The sequence below is a fragment of the Parapedomonas caeni genome (assembly GCF_041060555.1).
Lineage (GTDB): Bacteria > Pseudomonadota > Alphaproteobacteria > Sphingomonadales > Sphingomonadaceae > CAUJIW01.
In genome coordinates this window covers 26,124-43,851 of the sequence record NZ_JBEUDS010000023.1, presented here as the reverse complement: position 1 = coordinate 43,851, position 17,728 = coordinate 26,124, and the positions used below count along the sequence as shown (strand labels likewise).

The 17,728-nt window shown below is 68.3% G+C and carries 16 protein-coding genes; 11 read left to right on the top strand and 5 right to left on the bottom strand.

All coding sequences use genetic code 11. The features are described 5' to 3' along the window. Positions 1-26 precede the first annotated feature (26 nt). The 3 genes from ABU113_RS13840 to ABU113_RS13830 are packed head-to-tail and all read left to right on the top strand — an operon-like array spanning position 27 to position 3,282. A complete protein-coding gene (locus tag ABU113_RS13840; protein ID WP_454560087.1) occupies positions 27-1,457 on the top strand; it encodes a M16 family metallopeptidase in 1,431 nt (476 codons plus the stop codon). Beyond that, positions 1,454-2,905, top strand: a complete 1,452-nt coding sequence (locus tag ABU113_RS13835) for a M16 family metallopeptidase (protein WP_454560086.1) — start codon at positions 1,454-1,456, stop codon at positions 2,903-2,905. Before ABU113_RS13840 ends, ABU113_RS13835 begins: the two co-directional genes overlap by 4 nt. Beyond that, positions 2,902-3,282 carry a DUF4870 family protein gene (locus ABU113_RS13830; RefSeq protein WP_454560085.1) on the top strand — a complete coding sequence of 127 codons (381 nt, stop codon included), beginning with the start codon at positions 2,902-2,904 and terminating at the stop codon, positions 3,280-3,282. The genes ABU113_RS13835 and ABU113_RS13830 overlap by 4 nt, the downstream gene beginning before the upstream one ends. Here the strand turns inward: ABU113_RS13830 and ABU113_RS13825 are convergent. Beyond that, positions 3,218-4,534 (bottom strand): MFS transporter, encoded by a 1,317-nt coding sequence (locus ABU113_RS13825; RefSeq protein ID WP_454560084.1) that lies wholly within the window; start codon positions 4,532-4,534, stop codon positions 3,218-3,220. The two genes, ABU113_RS13830 and ABU113_RS13825, sit on opposite strands and share 65 nt — an antisense overlap. Positions 4,535-4,614: 80 nt before the next feature. Here ABU113_RS13825 and ABU113_RS13820 point away from each other — a divergent pair, with 80 nt between their 5' ends. Beyond that, positions 4,615-5,109, top strand: a complete 495-nt coding sequence (locus tag ABU113_RS13820) for a DinB family protein (RefSeq protein ID WP_454560083.1) — start codon at positions 4,615-4,617, stop codon at positions 5,107-5,109. A gap of 113 nt (positions 5,110-5,222) precedes the next feature. Here ABU113_RS13820 and aceB read toward each other — a convergent pair whose 3' ends face one another. Further along, entirely contained in the window at positions 5,223-6,806 is a 1,584-nt protein-coding gene (gene aceB, locus ABU113_RS13815; RefSeq protein ID WP_454560082.1) for a malate synthase A, read from the bottom strand. A gap of 35 nt (positions 6,807-6,841) precedes the next feature. Beyond that, the gene (locus tag ABU113_RS13810) at positions 6,842-8,287 is read right to left on the bottom strand and encodes a helix-turn-helix domain-containing protein (RefSeq protein ID WP_454560081.1); all 1,446 of its coding nucleotides are present in this window, start codon (positions 8,285-8,287) and stop codon (positions 6,842-6,844) included. 238 nt (positions 8,288-8,525) lie between these two features. Here ABU113_RS13810 and aceA point away from each other — a divergent pair, with 238 nt between their 5' ends. The 4 genes from aceA (at position 8,526) to ABU113_RS13790 (ending at position 11,995) form a co-directional block, all read left to right on the top strand. Then, positions 8,526-9,815, top strand: coding sequence for an isocitrate lyase (gene aceA, locus ABU113_RS13805; RefSeq protein WP_454560080.1), 1,290 nt, complete (start codon positions 8,526-8,528; stop codon positions 9,813-9,815). A gap of 109 nt (positions 9,816-9,924) precedes the next feature. Further along, positions 9,925-10,410: a ribonuclease E activity regulator RraA gene (gene rraA / locus ABU113_RS13800; protein ID WP_454560079.1), complete on the top strand. Its 486-nt coding sequence runs from the start codon at positions 9,925-9,927 to the stop codon at positions 10,408-10,410. Positions 10,411-10,490: 80 nt separating this feature from the next. Continuing rightward, entirely contained in the window at positions 10,491-11,489 is a 999-nt protein-coding gene (locus ABU113_RS13795; RefSeq protein ID WP_454560078.1) for a proline iminopeptidase-family hydrolase, read from the top strand. Positions 11,490-11,617: 128 nt separating this feature from the next. Continuing rightward, complete coding sequence (locus ABU113_RS13790; RefSeq protein ID WP_454560077.1) at positions 11,618-11,995, top strand: Rieske (2Fe-2S) protein; 378 nt, start codon at positions 11,618-11,620, stop codon at positions 11,993-11,995. On the opposite strand, the gene ABU113_RS13785 is transcribed toward ABU113_RS13790, so the two are convergent. Continuing rightward, the gene (locus tag ABU113_RS13785) at positions 11,943-12,833 is read right to left on the bottom strand and encodes a DMT family transporter (protein ID WP_454560076.1); all 891 of its coding nucleotides are present in this window, start codon (positions 12,831-12,833) and stop codon (positions 11,943-11,945) included. The genes ABU113_RS13790 and ABU113_RS13785 overlap by 53 nt on opposite strands. Before the next feature lie 260 nt (positions 12,834-13,093). Here ABU113_RS13785 and acs point away from each other — a divergent pair, with 260 nt between their 5' ends. Both acs and ABU113_RS13775 read left to right on the top strand, forming a co-directional pair. Further along, entirely contained in the window at positions 13,094-15,031 is a 1,938-nt protein-coding gene (gene acs, locus ABU113_RS13780; RefSeq protein WP_454560075.1) for an acetate--CoA ligase, read from the top strand. A 290-nt stretch (positions 15,032-15,321) separates the two neighbouring features. Then, the gene (locus ABU113_RS13775) at positions 15,322-16,518 is read left to right on the top strand and encodes a trypsin-like serine protease (RefSeq protein WP_454560074.1); all 1,197 of its coding nucleotides are present in this window, start codon (positions 15,322-15,324) and stop codon (positions 16,516-16,518) included. A gap of 126 nt (positions 16,519-16,644) precedes the next feature. Here ABU113_RS13775 and ABU113_RS13770 read toward each other — a convergent pair whose 3' ends face one another. Then, the gene (locus tag ABU113_RS13770; RefSeq protein WP_454560073.1) at positions 16,645-16,839 is read right to left on the bottom strand and encodes a DUF1674 domain-containing protein; all 195 of its coding nucleotides are present in this window, start codon (positions 16,837-16,839) and stop codon (positions 16,645-16,647) included. A gap of 67 nt (positions 16,840-16,906) precedes the next feature. On the opposite strand from ABU113_RS13770, the gene ABU113_RS13765 reads away from it, so the two are divergent. Then, positions 16,907-17,728: an SDR family NAD(P)-dependent oxidoreductase gene (locus ABU113_RS13765; RefSeq protein WP_454560072.1), complete on the top strand. Its 822-nt coding sequence runs from the start codon at positions 16,907-16,909 to the stop codon at positions 17,726-17,728.

The window sequence follows — 17,728 nt, the reverse complement described above, 5'->3', positions numbered from 1 at the left end:
CCACCGTCCCTATAGGCTCTGCCACCATGTTGTTGTCGATCCGCACCACGGGGCGCCTCGCCCTGGTGCTCGCGTCGCTGGCTGTCGCCGGCTGCGCGAGCCAGTCCGTCGCTCCTGTCGCCGCTGTCGCGCCGCCCGTCGTCGAGGCGCCGGCCAGGCCGCTGGTCAACATCGTCGCTCGTACGCTGGGCAATGGCCTGAAGGTGGTGCTGGCGCCCGACCCGTCGGTGCCGACGGCGACGGTGGGCGTCTATTACAACGTCGGTTCGCGCGTCGAGGCGGAGGGCCGGTCGGGCTATGCCCACCTGTTCGAGCATCTGATGTTCCAGGCCTCCGCCAACCTGCCCAAGGGCGCGTTCAACGCACTGATCGAGTCCAGCGGCGGCGTGCTCAATGGCTCCACCCACAAGGACTTCACCAACTACTATCAGGTGGTGCCGAGCAACCTGCTGGAAACCGTGCTGTGGGCGGAAGCCGACCGCATGAAGGGGCTGGCGATCACCGCCGAGAACCTGAAGAACCAGCAGGACGTGGTGATCAACGAGCTGAAGGTGCGCATCCTCAACCGCCCCTATGGCGAGTTCATGTGGATCGACGTGCCGCGGGCGGCGTTCAGGAACTACGCCAATGCCCACAGCCCCGGCGGATCGGTGGAGGATGTCGCGGCCGCCACGCTGCCGGAAGCGGTGCGTTTCCACGAGGCCTTCTATCCGCCCAACAACGCCGCGCTGGTGATTGCCGGCGACATCGACGTCGACCAGGCCTGGGCGTGGGTACAAAAATATTTCGGGCCGATCCCGCCCCGTCCGGTTGGCGCGCGGCCCGATCTCGCCGAGCCGCCGCAGACCGCCGAGATCGTCGTCCGCCGGGTCGACAAGCTGGCGCCGCGTCCGGCGCTGGCGCTGGCCTATCACGCGCCGGCCCGCGGCACGCCGGCGGCGTTCGCGCTCGACATGATCCAGGAGCTGCTGGCCGGGGGCGACGATTCCCGGCTGGTACAGAAACTGGTGCGGGAGAAGGGTTATACCAGCGGTGTGCGCGCCGACTTCGACCAGTTCTCGACCGCCGGTCCGGAACTGCTGACCTTCGGCCTGATCCATGACCCCGCCGTGGCGCCGGCTACCATCATCGCCGACGTCGACGCCGAGATCGCCGCGCTGGCCGCCACGCCGGTCGCGGACGAGGAGCTGGCGCGCATCCGTACCCGCATCCGCTCAGCACTGTACGACATGGTGGGGTCGAGCACCCGCTTTGGCCTCGTCGACCTGCTGGGCACGGCGGCGATTTTCGACAATGATCCGGCGGCCATCAACCGCATCGAGGCAGCCTACGCGGCGGTGACGCCGGCGCTGATCCAGCAGACGGTGGCCCGCTACCTGGTGCCCGCCCAGCGTACGGTGATGATCGTCGAGGCTGGCGCCGCGCCACCTGCGGCAAGGCAGGGAGGTGGCCAATGATCCGTTCGCTGCTCTGTAGCGTCACCATGGCGCTGACGTTCGCGGCCGGCCCGGCGCCGGCGGCCACCATCGATCATGGCGCCGCCGTGGTGCTGGAAACGCCGCCGCCGCCGGGGCCGGCGCGCGAGCTGGCGCTGCCGGCGGTGGAGACCTATGCGCTTGCCAACGGCATGATGGTGACCCTGGTGCCGTTCGGCACGGTGCCCAAGGTCACCCTGTCGCTGCGGGTGCGCGCCGGCTGGCTCGACGAGGACAAGCCGGGCGTCGCCGACCTGATGACCGACCTGATGAACGAAGGCGCGGCGGGTCTGTCGCCCGCCGATCTCGCCCGGCGCGCCGGCGGCATGGGCGGCGGCATCGGTGTTTCCGGTGGCAGGGAATCGGTGAGCGCCGGCATCGACGTGCTGTCTGAACATGCCGCCGACGCGGTGGCGCTGCTGGCCGACGTGATCCGCCGGCCCGATCTGCCGGCGAGTGAGCTGCCACGCCTCAGGCAGGACATGTTGCGCGGTCTCGCCATTGCCAGGACGTCGCCCTCGTCGATGGCCGGCGACGCCTTCGCCAAGGCCTTCCTGCCGGGGCATCCGTTCGGGCGCGGCAATCTCGAACCTGCTCAGGTGGAGGCGGTCACCATCGACGACATCCGCCGCTTCCATGCCGAAAAGCTGGGTGCCGCGCGCGCCCATCTTTACGTCGCCGGCCAGTTCGACGCCGCCGCCGTGCGGCGGGCGATCGAGGCCGCGTTCGGCGACTGGCAGGGCGGCCCGCCGCCGCGCCTGCGGCCGCCGCTACCCAACGACAAACTCAAGCTGGTGCTGGTCGACCGGCCCGGCGCGGTGCAGTCGACGCTGATCGTGGCGGCGCCACTGCCGGCGGCCGATTATCCCGACCGGGTGACGATGACGGTCGCCGACGAACTGCTGGGCGGTGCCTTCACCTCGCGCATCACCCTCAATCTGCGGGAGGACAAGGGCTACACCTACTCGCCCGGCTCCAGCGTCTCCTACGGCCTGCGCTATGGCGCCTGGACGCTCAGCGCCGACGTGACCGCCGCCCACACCGGGGATTCGCTCACCGAGATCTTCAAGGAGATCGACCGGCTGGCGCACGAGGCGCCTCCGGCGGCGGAATTGAACGGCAAGCAGAACAGCATCGCTGGCAGCTGGGTGCTGCGCACGGCCACGCGCAGCGGCATCGTTGGCGGGCTGTCGTTCTACGACATCCAGGGTCTGCCGCGCGACGAACTGGGCGCCTATCTCGGCAAGGTGCGCGGCGTGACGCCGGCGGATGTGTCGCGGGTGATCGGTGCCTATCTCCGCCCGGAGCGCATGACCGTGGTGGTGGTGGGCGACCTGAAATCGGTGACGCCGCAGCTGGCCCGGGTGTCTCGACTGAAAAACGCCTTGCCCGGGCGTCAGGTTGAACGCAAGCGAGGGGAACCGCAATGAACGATCAGTTGCCGGACAATCCGGTGTCGCCACCGCCGTCGGGGCAGTTCAAGTTCAACAGTCCGACCATCGTCAGCCTGCTGTACCTGGCGGGTTTCGTGCTGGGCGGCCTGCCGTCCATCCTCGGCGTCATTCTCAGCTATGTCTGGAAAGGGGAACCGCATCCCGGCTGGCAGGACAGCCATTTCCAGCTGCACATCCGCACCTTCTGGTTCGGCCTGGCGCAGGCGGTGGTGGGCTTCCTGCTGATCTGGATCGGCATCGGCGTACTGGTGTTCCTGTGGCTGCTGGTGTGGACCGGCGTGCGCACCATCAAGGCGCTGCTGGCGGCCCAGAAGGAGCAGCCCCTGCCGAACCCCGAGACGCTGCTCTGGTAAGCGCGGCGGCGACCAGACTGAGGCCGGCGAGCACCGCGAACAGGGTGGGCAGCGTGCCGCCGGCCAGCAGCACCAGCGAGGTCAGCAGCGTGGCGCCGACCATGAACACGGCGTTCATGACGTTGTTGGCGGCGATCATCCGGGCGCGCGTCTCCGGTGCGCCGCTGGTCTGCAGCACGGCATAGAGCGGCACCGAGTAGATGCCGCCGGCCAGCGCCAGCACGGCGAGGTCGGCGAGCACCCGCCAGGCCGCCGGGCGGGCGAGGAAGGCCGCGACGTCGAGCAGCGGCGCGGTCGGGTCGTCGAGCGGCGGCGCGAAGGCCCGCACGGCGAACACCAGGTCGATGAGCGCCAGCGCCAGCACCACCAGCGCCGGCGCGGCGTAGCGCACGCTGATCCGCCCGCGCAGCAGCCGCGCCACCACCACCGAGCCCACCGCGATGCCGACGGAGAAGGTGGTCAGGCACAGTGTCGCCACCGCCGGCGCGGCGCCCAGGTAGCTCTTGCTCAGCGGGCCGATCTGCGCCGTCATCACCGCGCCCAGCGCCCAGAACCACGAAATGCCCATCAGGGCGGCGAACGCCGGACGGTTGGCGTGGGCGGCGCGCATCAGCGCCCAGGTCTCGCCGGCAAGGTTCCAGCCCAGCCGGCCGCTCGTCACCAGCGGCGGTGCTGGCGGAATGGCGCGGCTGGTCGCCCAGCCCAGCACCGCGACGCCGAGCGCGGCCCAGGCGGCGGTCTCGGCCGGCAGCAGGCCACCGACGATCTGGCCGAACAGGATGGCGAGGAAGGTGCCGGCCTCCACCAGCCCGGTGCCGGCCAGCAGTTCATGGCCGTGCAGATGCTGCGGCAGGATGGCGTATTTCATCGGCCCGAAGAAGGCGGAGTGGACGCCCAGCAGGAACACCACGGCCAGCAGCAGCGCGACGGAGTCGCCGTGCAACGCCAGCACGCCCGCGGCCATGATGACGATCTCGGCGATCTTCACCCAGCGCGCCACCGCCGCCTTGTCGTGCACGTCGGCGATCTGGCCGGCGAGGCTGGAGAACAGGAAATAGGGCAGGATGAACAGCCCGGCGGCCAGCGTCGCCACCAGCCCGGCGCCGGCGGCATCGTGGGTCAGCAGGCGATAGACCACCAGGAAGGTCATCGCGGTGCGGAACAGGTTGTCGTTGAAGGCACCGAGAAACTGGGTGGCGAACAGCGGCGCGAACCGCCGGGAGGCCAGCAGCGTTGCCGTCGATGACGTCATGGCCTCCGGCATTCCCCCATCCTGTTCCCGAGCCCGTGACTCAGGCTATAACCGGCCCGACCCCGTTGGGAAAGCACGCCATGACCCCGCAACTCGCCCGCCAGCTCGCCCGTTACAATGCGTGGATGAACGACAAGCTCTATACCCACGCCGAGGCGCTGGGGGAGGAAGGCCGCCGGCTGGAGCGCGGCGCCTTTTTCGGCTCGATCCACGCCACGCTGGCGCACCTGCTGAAGGCGGATCGCGCCTGGCTCAACCGGTTCACCGATGCCGGCCACCAGCTCACCCCGCCCGACGACTTCCCGGCCCTGCGCGCGGCCCGGCAGGCGCTGGACGCCGACATCCTGGCCTTCGCGGCGTCGCTGACGCCCGACTGGCTGGGCGAGGAGATGGACTGGACCAGCGTGTTCACCGGCATCAGCCGCCGCCAGCCGCGCTGGCTGCTGGTCGCCCACATGTTCAACCACCAGACCCACCATCGCGGCCAGGTGACGGCGCTGCTGATGCAGGCGGGCATCGACCCCGGCGTCAACGACTTGCAGGCGTTGCCGGCCGACGCCTTCGCGGAGCGTTGAGGCGCTTCGGGTGAGGCCGTTGGCGGTCGTGCCCAACGGCAACGCCCCACCCCGGATGTCCGGGGCGGGGCGTGCGCGGCGGCGGGGTGTCGCTCCCCGTACGGGAAAGCCGCTCAGGCCGCGAAATACCTGTCGTAGGCCGGCAGCGTCAGGAACTCCGGGCACTCGTCGGCCAGCGTCATCTCGCGGAACAGCTCGGCGGCTTCCTTGAACTTGCCGGCGGCGAAGAAGTTGTCGCCGACATCCGCCTGCCACACCGCCATCTGCTCGCCGATGGCCTTGTCGATCAGCGCCGCATCCACCAGTTCGCCGGAATCGAGCCGGGTGCCGGTCTTGCGCCACTGCCACAGCTGGGTGCGGCTGATCTCGGCGGTGGCGGCGTCCTCCATCAGGTTGTGCAGCGGTGCCGCGCCCTGGCCGCGCAGCCACGAGGCCAGGTAGCCGATGCCGACGTTGACGTTCATCGACAGGCCCTGGAAGGTCTTGGGGCCATCGACGGCGGTCAGCAGGTCGGCCGCCTTGACGTGGATGTCGGGGATTTTGTCGATCTGGTTGGCGCCCGGCATGATGCGGTCGAACACCTCCATCGCCACCGGCACCAGGCCCGGGTGGGCGACCCAGGTGCCGTCGTGGCCGTCGGTGGCCTCGCGCTCCTTGTCGCGGCGGACCTGGTCGAACGCCGCCTGGTTCTTCGCCTCGTCGTTCTTCACCGGAATGAACGCCGACATGCCGCCCATGGCGTGGGCGCCGTGCAGGTGGCAGGTGCGGATGACGTGCAGCGAGTAGTTGCGCATGAACGGCACGGTCATGGTCACCGCCGCCCGGTCCGGCAGCACGGCGGCCGGGTTGGTGCGCTGGCGCTTGATGTAGCTGAAGATATAGTCCCAGCGGCCGCAGTTGAGCGCGACGATGTGCTCACGCAGCTCCCACAGGATTTCCTCGGTCTGGAAGGCGGCCGGGATGGTCTCGATCAGCACCGTCGCCTTGATGGTGCCCACCGGCAGCCCGAGCACCGACTGGGCGTGGATGAACACGTCGTTCCACAGCCGGGCTTCGAGATAATGCTCCATTTTCGGCAGGTAGAAGTAGGGGCCGGTGCCCCTGGCCAGCAGCGCCCTGGCGTTGTGGAAGAAATAGAGGCCGAAATCGAACAGCGCGCCGGCCACCGGCTCGCCGTCCACCAGCATGTGCTTTTCCATCAGGTGCCAGCCGCGCGGCCGGGCGATCAGCGTCGCGGTCCGGGCGTTGAGCTGGTAGGTCTTGCCCTTGTCCTCCAGGCTGATGGTGCCGGCGGCGGCGTCGCGCAGGTTGACCTGGCCGTCGACCATGATCTCCCACGCCGGCGTCGAGGCGTCCTCGAAGCAGGCCATGTAGCACTTGGCGCCGGAGTTCAGCGCGTTGATGACCATCTTGCGGTCCACCGGGCCGGTGATCTCGACGCGACGGTCCTGCAGGTCGGCCGGCACCACGCCGATCTTCCAGCCGGCGCCGCGGATTGCCGCGGTCTCGGGCAGGAAGTCGAGCGACTGGCCGGCGTCCAGCTTCTCCTGCAGCGCGGCGCGAGCGGCCAGGCGTTCGCGGCGGGTGGTCTCGAAGCGGCGGTGCAGGCCGGCGACGAAGGCCAGCGCCTCGTCGGTGAGGATGGTGTCGAAGCCGGGCTTCATCGCGCCGGTGATCTGGATGCCGGGAACGGCCATGGCGTGTCTCCTTGGATGGTCCTGATGTGTGAAAATCAATCGGGTTCGGCGAAACGGAACGGCGTCGAGCCGCGCGAGCGCTCATCGACGATGAGCTGGCGGGTCACCGGCGGCTGGCTGCGCTGGCGGCAGGTTTCGCGCTCGCACAGCGCACAGTTGATGCCGATCGGCGTCGCATTGGGGTTATCGAGGTCGAGGCCGCGGCTGTAGACCAGATGGCGGGCGTATTTCAGCTCGCAGCCCAGCGCGATGGCGAACTGCGGTTCCGCCTCGCCCCAGCCGGCGACATGGGTGCGCACGGTGCGGGCGACCGAGAAGTAGCGGGTGCCGTCGGGCATCTCCACCACCTGGGTCTGGATCTGGCCCGGTGTGCGGAAGGTGCCGTGCAGCGACCACAGCGGACAGGTGCCGCCGAACTTGGAGAAATGGAAGCGGCCGGCGGAATAGCGCTTCGACACGTTGCCGGCCTGATCGACCCGGATGAGGAAGAACGGCACGCCGCGTGCGCCGGGGCGCTGCAGCGTCGTCAGCCGGTGGCACACCTGCTCGAAGCTGGCGCCGAAGCGGGCGGCCAGCAGGGTGAGGTCGTAGCCCAGCTGCTCGGCGGCCGTCAGCAGCCGGCCGTAGGGCATCATCACGGCGGCGGCGAAGTAGTTGGCGAGGTTGATGCGCAACAGCTGCTGGGCGGTCTGGTCGTCGAGCCCGGCGGCTTCCACCAGCCGGTCGATGTCGGCGCGCACCTCGGCATAGGCCAGCTGGTAGGCGGCCTGGAACACCCGGCCCGACGGGTCGAGCAGTTCGGACAGCTGGAGCTGGCGGCGGTGATAGTCGTAGCGGCGCAGCGACTCGGGCAGCACGTCCACCGGCAGCACCCGTACCGAAATGCCGTGCTTGGCGCGCAGCCGCTCCTTCAGCGCCGCGAACAGATCGTCGCCACCCAGCCGCAACTCCTCGGCGATGTTCTCGGCCTTGTCGTCCAGCTCGGGGAAGTGGTTGCGCCGGTCCTGGATGATGTCGCGCACCCGCTCCAGCGGGCCGCCGGCGTCCGCCCCGCCCCGGCTGTCGGCGGCCGCCGCCGACGATTCCAGCGCCGAGGCGCTGGCGCGCTCGCGGTAGGCGCCGTAGAGGCGGGTGATCGCCTGGGCCAACGCCGGGAAGGTCTGCACGAAGTCGCCGATTTCCGAGCGGCCGACTTCCAGGTTGCGGAACAGGCCGTCGGCCAGCACCTCGCCGACGTCGGCGAGCGTGCGGTCATCGGCGTCGCCGGTCAGCTGGCGCAGATCGAGGTTGAACACCTCGGCCAGCCGCAGCAGGAACTGCGCGGTCAGCGGCCGCTGGTTGCGCTCGATGAGGTTGAGATAGCTCACCGACACGCCGAGTTCCTCGGCCATCCGGCTTTGCGTCAGGCCGAGCTGGGCGCGCAGCCGCCGCAGCCGGGGGCCGGCGAACAGTTTGCGATCGGTCAGGGCTGCCAGGCTCATTTTTACAATTCTTTACAATTCGACTTGTTTGACATGTATCTTTATACACTCGCACACACTTTTTGGCGGCGCACAAACTTGCACTTTCCTAGCGACTCACGCAAACCGACGCAAGCCTTAGCTGATCGAGGATTTCACAGCCCGGGCGCGCTATCGTGCAGTGCGATAGTTTCTGTAAATGGACTCTGTGAAATCCGTCGATTTGTAAAAATTGGTTAAACGGAAAGGAACCTCCCCCATGACCGCACCGAGCTTCGAGACGTTGATCCCCAACGCGCCGAAGGGCCGCTTCGATGGCATCAAGCGCCCCTACACCGCCGCCGACGTCGACCGGCTGCGCGGCTCGGTGAAGATCGAGTACACGCTGGCCGAGCGTACCGCGAACAAGCTGTGGGAGCTGCTGAAGACCGAGCCGTACATCAACGCGCTGGGCGCGCTGTCGGGCAACCAGGCCATGCAGATGGTCCGCGCCGGCCTGAAGGCGATCTATCTGTCGGGCTGGCAGGTCGCCGCCGACAACAACACCGCCGGCCAGATGTACCCCGACCAGTCGCTGTATCCGGCCAACGCCGGCCCCGAGCTGGCCCGCAAGATCAACCGCACCCTGCAGCGCGCCGACCAGATCGAGCATTCCGAGGGTGGCGTGAAGCGTGACTGGTTCGCGCCGATCGTCGCGGACGCCGAGGCCGGCTTCGGCGGCCCGCTGAACTGCTTCGAGATCATGAAGGCCTACATCGAGGCCGGCGCCGCCGGCGTCCACTTCGAGGACCAGCTGGCCTCGGAAAAGAAGTGCGGCCACCTCGGCGGCAAGGTGCTGATCCCGACCCAGGCGCATGTCCGCAACCTGAACGCCGCCCGTCTGGCCGCCGACATCTGCGGCGTGCCGACCGTCATCGTCGCCCGCACCGACGCCGAGTCGGCCAAGCTGCTGACCTCGGACATCGACGAGCGCGATCGTGAATTCATCACCGGCGAGCGTACCCCGGAAGGCTTCTTCCGCCTGAAGGACGGCACGGGCGTCGATCACTGCATCAAGCGTGGCCTGGCCTATGCCGAGGCGGCCGACCTGATCTGGTGGGAAACCAGCCACCCGGACCTGGCCGACGCCAAGAAGTTCGCCGAAGCCATCCAGAAGGCCCACCCGGGCAAGATGATGGCCTACAACTGCTCGCCGTCGTTCAACTGGGAAGCCAATCTGGACAAGGACACCATCGCCAAGTTCCAGCGTGAAATCGGCGCCATGGGCTACAAGTTCCAGTTCGTCACCCTGGCGGGCTTCCATCAGCTCAACTACGGCATGTTCGAACTGGCGCGCGGCTACAAGGATCGCGGCATGGCGGCCTACTCCGAGCTGCAGCAGGCCGAGTTCGCGGCCGAGGTCAACGGCTACACCGCGACCCGCCACCAGCGCGAGGTCGGCACCGGCTACTTCGACGCGGTTGCCGTCGCGGTGTCGGGTGGCGAATCCTCGACCACCGCGCTGAAGGAATCGACCGAAGCGGCCCAGTTCAAGCCGGCCGCCGAGTAAGCAGACGTTCGGGGAGGAGAGGAGCCGGCCGCGCGGGCAACCGCGCGGCCGGTTTTCCATGTCCGGCGCCCGCAGGCCGCCGTGGCGACCCGATGAGAAGGAAAAGGATATGAGCGACACCCAGGCCTTCGTGCCGACCGCCGACCTGTGCGACGCGCGCGGCACCCAGGTGCATGTGCTGGACGCCGCCTGGATCGACTATGGCGCCCGCCGTCGCGTCGCCGGCCCGGCGATGACGCTGACGACCGACGATGACAACACCCAGGTGCGCGCGCTGCTGGAGCAGCCCGGCGAGGGCCGGGTGCTGGTGGTGGACAATGGCGCCTCGCGCCGCTGCGCCATGGTCGGCGGCAATCTCGGTCTGCTCGCCGAGCGCAACGGCTGGGCCGGCATCGTCGTCAACGGCATGGTGCGCGACAGCGCCGAGCTCGCCGCCCATCAGGTGGTCATCAAGGCGTTGGGCACCTGCCCGCGCAAGTCGGAGAAGCGCGGCGTCGGCACGCCCGGCGCGACCCTGTTCGTCGCCGGCGTCACCATCCGCCCCGGCGACACCATCGTCGCCGACGAGGACGGCGTCGTCGTGGTGCCGGCCTGACGTCGGGCCACCCGTCGGCGCGACTTCAACATTTCCCGCCAGCGGTCTAGGCTGCCGCCCAAGCAACGGGGGAGGGGCGGATGGCCGACTGGACACGACGCGCGGTAACGGGGCGCCTGCTGGCCGGGGGGCTGACCGCGCTGGCGGCGGCCACGCTGCCGTGGGCGCGCGCCCGGGCGCTGGTCGACCCCGAAGTCGCCGGCTATGTGGCGGTGCCTGGCGGGCGCATCTGGTATCGCGCCAATGGCCTGCGCCATCTGGCGCGCGGCGCGGTGCCGCTGCTGGTGCTGCATGGCGGTCCGGGCGGGCAGCATCGCTCCCGGCTGCCGCTGGTGGCGCTGGCCGATGAGCGACCGGTGATCCTCTATGATCAGCTCGACAGCGGCCATGCGGACCGCCCCAACGACCCGGCCAACTGGCGGCTGGAGCGTTTCGTCGCCGAGATCGTCGCGCTGCGCCAGGCGCTGGGTCTGTCGCAGCTGGCGATCCTCGGGCACAGCTGGGGTGGCACGATCGCCGCCCGCTACGCGATTGGCCGGCCGGCGGGGCTGCGGGCGCTGATTCTCTCCAGTCCGCTGATCTCCACCCCGCGCTGGGTCGCCGACAATGCCGCCTATGTGGCGGCGCTGCCGGCGGACGCGCGCGACGCCATTGCCCGCCACGAGGCGGCCGGCACCATCGACAGCCCGGCCTATCAGGCGGCGGTCGAGGTCTATAACCGCCGCCACCTGTGCCGGGCCGACCCGTGCCCGACCGGCGACACCGGCAACGACGCGCCGCCGTTCAACACCGCCCTCTACCGGGGCATGTGGGGGCCGTCGGAATTCTCCGCCACCGGCACGCTGAAGGATCTCGACCTGACGCCCGAGCTGGGGCGCATCGCCGCGCCGACGCTGTTCGTCGCCGGCACCTACGACGAGGCGACGCCGGCGGCCTGCCGCGACTTCGCCGCGCGGGTGCCGGGCGGGCGGTTCGTCGAGATCGCCGGGGCCGGCCACTCGACGATGTTCGAGCAGCGCGAGGCCTATCTTGCCGCGGTGCGCGGCTTCCTCGCCCGTACCGCGCCGGCCGCCAGCTAAGCGCCATCGGTCATCCGGCATCAGCGCAAGCGTCAGCAGCAGGAAGGGCGGCGGGCGCATGGCTCAGGGGTGGTGATTGCGGGGGTGGCCGGATTGTGGGGGCGGCCGGCGCACGCTACACCAGCGTCATGGAGAAACCCAGCCTGGGCCAAGCGATGGACGGCGCGGCCGCCGAAGATGCCGCCCGGCCGCTGGCGGCGCTTGAGGCGCTGCCGGCGCGCCGTGCCTTGCCGTGCCTTGTCGATGGCCGGCCGGTGCTGCTCTACCGCCAGGGAACGGGCGTGCGCGCGGTGGTCAACCGGTGTCCGCATGTGGGAACGCCACTCGACCTCAGTCCTGGCAACGTGTTCACCCTTGATGGCCGGCATCTCATCTGCGCCACCCACGGCGCGTTGTTCGAGCCCGATTCCGGTCTTTGCGTCTCCGGCCCGTGCAAGGGCCGGGCGCTGGAGATCATTCCGCTTCTGGTGCGGGACGGGCAGGTCTGGCCGGCAGGGCGCGCGTGATCAGCGCCAGCAGCAGCAGGCCGGCGCCGATCATTTCCGGCACCGACAGGACTTCATCATACACCGCCCAGCCCAGCGCCACGCCGATCACCGGCTGCAGCAGCAGCCCGATGCCGCTGGCGGTGGGGGTGAGATGGGCGACCGCATAGACGATCAGGCCCTGGCCGATCACCTGACTGCCCAGACCCAGCATCAGCAGCGGCAACCAGCCGGCGGCCGTGCCTGGCAGCAGCGGTTCCGGGGCCAGCACCACCACCGGCAGCAGGACGAGCATCCCGGCGATGGTCGCGCCCGTCAGCACCGTCAGCACCGGCTGGCGGGCGCGGACATCCGCGACGGTGACGAGGTAGCCGGTGTAGAAGAAGGCCGCCAGCAGGCACATCAGATCGCCGGTCAGATGCGCCATGGACACCTGGGCGCTGGCACCGAACAGCAGGATCACGCCTGGTGCGGCCAGGAGGAGCGGAAACGCCACCCTGCGGGTCAGCCGTTCCCCCAGCACCAGCAGGCCGTAGCCGGCCATGATGAAGCCGGTCAGGTTGGCGAACAGCGAGGCGTTGGCGAGCGTGGTGCGCATGATGCCCATGTGCCAGGCGATCAGATCGGCGGCGAAGAAGGCGCCGGCGACCGCGAAGGCGCCCACGGCCTTCCAGCCCAGCGGCCGGCGTGGCCGTTGGGCGGGCAGCAGCAGGGTGAGCAGCAGCAGCGGCAGCACCCCCAGCGTCAGGCGCCAGAACGCCGATTGCAGCGGCCCGACCTCGGCGACCCGCACCATCAGCGGTCCGACGCTGAGCGAGGCACTGCCCAGCAGCAGTGCGGGAAAGGCAAGGCGGGCCATGGCGGTCCTGTCGTAAAGGTGCTGTCCTGTTGGATGGGCCGGCCTGTTGCGCGCAGGCGGCCCTGTCGTACCGGCAGGTGTCGACCGACTCGCCGTTGCGACGATACTGCGTTGGCGAGTCGACCGGGTGCGACTTTTGGAGGGCGTGACGTTTGGGTGCAAGACTTGGAATCTAGCCGTTGAACGATTTGCCCGGGCAACTACACAGTCAGCCCGGGATGAACATTGACCGCATAACGGGTCGACCTGGGGAGAAGATGATGAGCGATGGACAGCTGATTTCCGTTCCGGACTGGGTGGCGGCGAACACGCGCTGCACCAACGACCAGTATCTGGACCTCTATCGCCAGTCGATAGACGATCCCGACCGCTTCTGGGCCGGGCAGGCCCAGCGCATCACCTGGACCAAGCCGTTCACCAAGGTGAAGAACACCCGCTACGCGCCGGATGTGTCGATCAAGTGGTTCGAGGACGGCGAGCTCAACGCCAGCGTCAACTGCATCGACCGGCATCTGCCGCGCAAGGCCAACGATGTCGCCATCATTTGGGAGAGCGACAGCCCCGGCTTCGACAAGAAGATCACCTACCAGCAGCTCCACGACGAAGTCTGCCGGATGGCCAATGTGCTGAAGGCGCTGGGCGTCAAGAAGGGCGACCGCGTCACCATCTACCTGCCGATGATCCCCGAGATCGCCTATGCGATGCTGGCCTGCGCGCGCATCGGTGCGGTGCATTCCGTGGTGTTTGGCGGCTTCTCGCCGGACGCCATCGCCGGGCGCATCCAGGACTGCAACTCGACCGTGGTGATCACCGCCGACGAGGGAATCCGCGGCGGCAAGAGCATCCCGCTGAAGGCCAATGTCGACAAGGCGCTGGAGTCCTGCCCGCAGGTCGCCCAGGTGCTGGTGGTCCGCCATACCGGCCGTGCCGTCGGCTGGGACAGCTCGCGCGATCACTGGTGGCACGACATGGCGCTGCTGGCGCCGACCAGCTGTGAGCCGGTGGCGGTGAACGCCGAAGACCCGATGTTCATCCTCTACACCTCCGGTTCCACCGGCAAACCCAAGGGTGTGCTGCACACCACGGGCGGCTACATGGTGTGGGCCGCGATCACCCATGAGTATGTGTTCGACTATCGCGAGGGCGAAATCTACTGGTGCACCGCCGACGTCGGCTGGGTGACCGGCCACAGCTACGTGGTCTACGGCCCGCTCGCCAACGGCGCGACGACGCTGATGTTCGAGGGCGTGCCGAACTACCCGGACGTCGATCGCTTCTGGGCGGTGGTCGACAAGCACAAGGTCAACATCTTCTATACCGCCCCCACCGCCATCCGTGCGCTGATGCGCGAGGGCGAGGCGCCGGTCACCAGGCACAAGCGCACCTCGCTGCGGCTGCTGGGCTCGGTGGGCGAGCCGATCAATCCGGAAGCCTGGCTGTGGTACCATCGCGTGGTTGGCGACAGCCGGCTGCCGATCGTCGACACCTGGTGGCAGACCGAGACCGGCGGTATCATGATCACGCCGCTGCCCGGCGCCACCGCGCTCAAGCCCGGCTCGGCGACGCGGCCGTTCTTCGGGGTGCGGCCGGCGCTGGTCGACGCCGAGGGCAAGATCATCGAAGGCGCGACCGACGGCAACCTGGTCATCCTCGACTCCTGGCCGGGCCAGGCGCGCAGCCTCTATGGCGACCACGAGCGCTTCGTGCAGACCTATTTCTCCACCTACAAGGGGATGTATTTCACCGGCGACGGCTGCCGGCGCGATGCCGACGGCTATTACTGGATCACCGGCCGTGTCGATGACGTCATCAACGTGTCGGGCCACCGGCTGGGCACGGCCGAGATCGAGTCGGCGCTGGTCGCCCACCCGCGGGTGGCGGAGGCTGCCGTGGTCGGCTATCCGCACGACATCAAGGGCCAGGGCATCTATGCCTATGTGACGCTGAAGGCCGGCCTGGAGCCGTCGGAGGCGCTGCTGAAGGAGTTGCGTCAGTATGTTCGCGACGAAATCGGCCCGATCGCCACGCCGGACCTGCTGCACTTCACGCCGGGCCTGCCCAAGACCCGGTCGGGCAAGATCATGCGGCGCATCCTGCGCAAGATCGCGGAAAACGAGTTCAGCGCGCTGGGGGATGTATCGACGCTGGCCGACCCCTCGGTGGTCGACCATCTGATCGAGGGCCGGCTGAATCGTTGACGCCAGTCCTGAGGGCGGCGCCAGCCGCCGTTCCTGAACGAATATTGCAAGACGGCCGGTCGGATGTGCGACCGGCCGTTGCCATTTCTACCTGGGCGATAAAAAAACACCGAAAGTGTCGGGATATTTTACGACATTGCGGCGGCTCCTGAAATTTTATTATAGTTACCAGTATGTTACAAACTGGCGCGTTTCTTGAATAATTCTGCGTAGCGCCGAGCCGCACTCAGCGACCGGTGACGACCCGCCACAACAGGGTGGGCCAATGGGCAATGAACGAGGGGAATAACATGAAGTACCTGCTTAGGTCGCTGGCGGCCGGTGCATCCTTGTGCGCCGTGGCCGTCCTTCAACTGCCGGTGACCGCCAGTGCCGGCGTACTGACCGCCGACATGGTCTCGGCCCGCACCTACCTCAAGACGACGCTCGACTATCAGGATCCGATGTATCTGCCGTCGGAGGCCCAGAAGAACGGCACGGTGATGCTGCGCACGCCGATCGTCGACGGCCCCTACGCCGGCTACAACAGCTACTGTTCGGGCACCGTGGTGGGCTACCGCACCATCGTCACCGCCGCGCACTGCGTCTCCGGTCTCGACCCGCGCGATGACGAGTATGGCGATTACGGCACGCCGCAGGTCCGCTTCGGCGGCTACAACGGCACGCAGGTCAGCGTGGCCTCGATCGACATCCACCCGCTCTACTATGATGCCACCTACGGCAAGTTCGCCCAGGGCGCCTTCGCGGCCGGTGACATCGCGGTGCTGCATCTGTCGGAGACCATTCCGGCGGGCACCAAGATCTACAAGCTGTTCAATGGTGACGCCAGCGGCGAGGTCGCCACGCACATCAGCTACGGCACCACCGGCAACGGCGACGGTTCCAACGGCGACATCTTCAGCCTCGATAACCTGGCCAACGGCCGCATCGGCAAGAACCTGTATGAAGGCAGCCTCGCCGACCTGTTCGGCCCGGACTATCTGACCGGCGCCCAGCTGGTCTACGACTTCGACACCGGTGATGCCGCCAACAACGCGCTGCCGTGGTGGGCAAGCCCCTATGGCTACCTGCTGCCGGACGGCTCGATCTATATCGATCCGCTGACCGACATCTACCAGGATCTCGGGCTGGGCGACGAGGAAGTGCTGATCGACGGCGGCGACTCCGGCGGCGGCGCGTTCGTCAACGGCAAGCTCGCCGGCGTCCACTCGTTCGGCTTCACGCTGGGGGGTGAATATTGCGACGGCGTCCTCAATCCGAACCCGAACGATCCGTTCGACACCTCTGGTGCCTTCAATCCCGAGATCATCAATAACCCGGATATCGATTGCGCGCTGAACTCCACCTTCGGTGAAGTGGCGGGCGATACGGCGGTCGCCTTTTACTATGACTGGCTGATGGCCCGTATTCCGGAGCCGGCGACCTACGGCCTGATGGGCCTGGGTGCGCTGATGGCGGCATTTGGCCTGCGTCGCCGCCGCGCCTGACGCGGACGTCACGACAGGACAATGGGGGGACGGCGGCCCGGCAGGGCTGCCGTTTTCCTTTTGGGACCCCGCGCCGGTGTCGCGGCGTTCATGATGCCCCGACCTGTGCCGGCCGGTGCCGACGGTTCAGAAGTCCGAGCAGATACCGCCTTTTTCCCAGTCGCCGTAGCGGGTGGGTTCCGGCCCCTTGCGGCCACCTACTTCGCGTGGACTGGCCGCGGTGGCATCGGCGCCGCCGGGCGGGACGGCCGTGGCCTCTTGAGGCGGGAGCGACGCCGGCACGGCGGCTTCATCTGAGGCGGGCTCAATTTTTTTCGTCATGGCACTTCCTCTTCGCGTGGCGCCGGTTACCATGGCCGCCAACAACTGACAATGAACGGGGGGAGTGATGAGTCGTTTCGCGAACAAGGTGATCGCCGTCACCGGGGCGGGTTCGGGCATCGGCCGGGCGCTGGCGCTTGAACTGGCGCGGCGTGGCGCGCGGGTGGCGATGAGCGACGTCAATGCCGACGGGCTGGCGGAGACCGCGCGCCTGCTGGGCAACGCGCACCACATGACGCGGACCTTCGATGTGACGGCACCGGGCGCGCTGGGCGGTTTCGCCGACGCGGTGGAGGCCGAGTTCGGTCGCGTCGACGGCATCATCAACAATGCCGGGCTAAGCGTGGTTGCGCCGTTCGCGCTGATGCCGCGCGAGGATTTCGACCGGGTGATGGCGGTCAACTTCGATGCCGTGGTCGAGGGCACGCGGGTGTTCCTGCCCAAGCTGAAGGCCCATGGCACGGGCTGGATCACCAACATCTCCTCGGTGTTCGGCATGATGGCCTACCCGACCCAGTCGGCCTACAACGCGTCGAAGTTCGCGGTCAAAGGCTTTACCGAGTGCGTGCGGCTGGAGCTGGAACAGACCGATCCGGGCATTGAAGTGGTGTGCGTCCACCCCGGCGGCATCAAGACCAACGTGGCGCGCAACGCCAAGTTCATCGCCGGACTGGACGGCAGCGGCACCGGCCTGATGGCGGCGGACAATTTCGACAAGGCGGCGCGCACGACGCCGGAGCAGGCGGCGCTGACGATCCTCGACGGCATGGAGCGGGGCGCCAGGCGGGTGCTGATCGGCCCGGACGCGCGCATCATCGACATCATCGTCCGGCTGTTCCCGGTGCGCTATTTCCGCATCATCGGCAACTTCCTCGGCATCGCTTCCTGA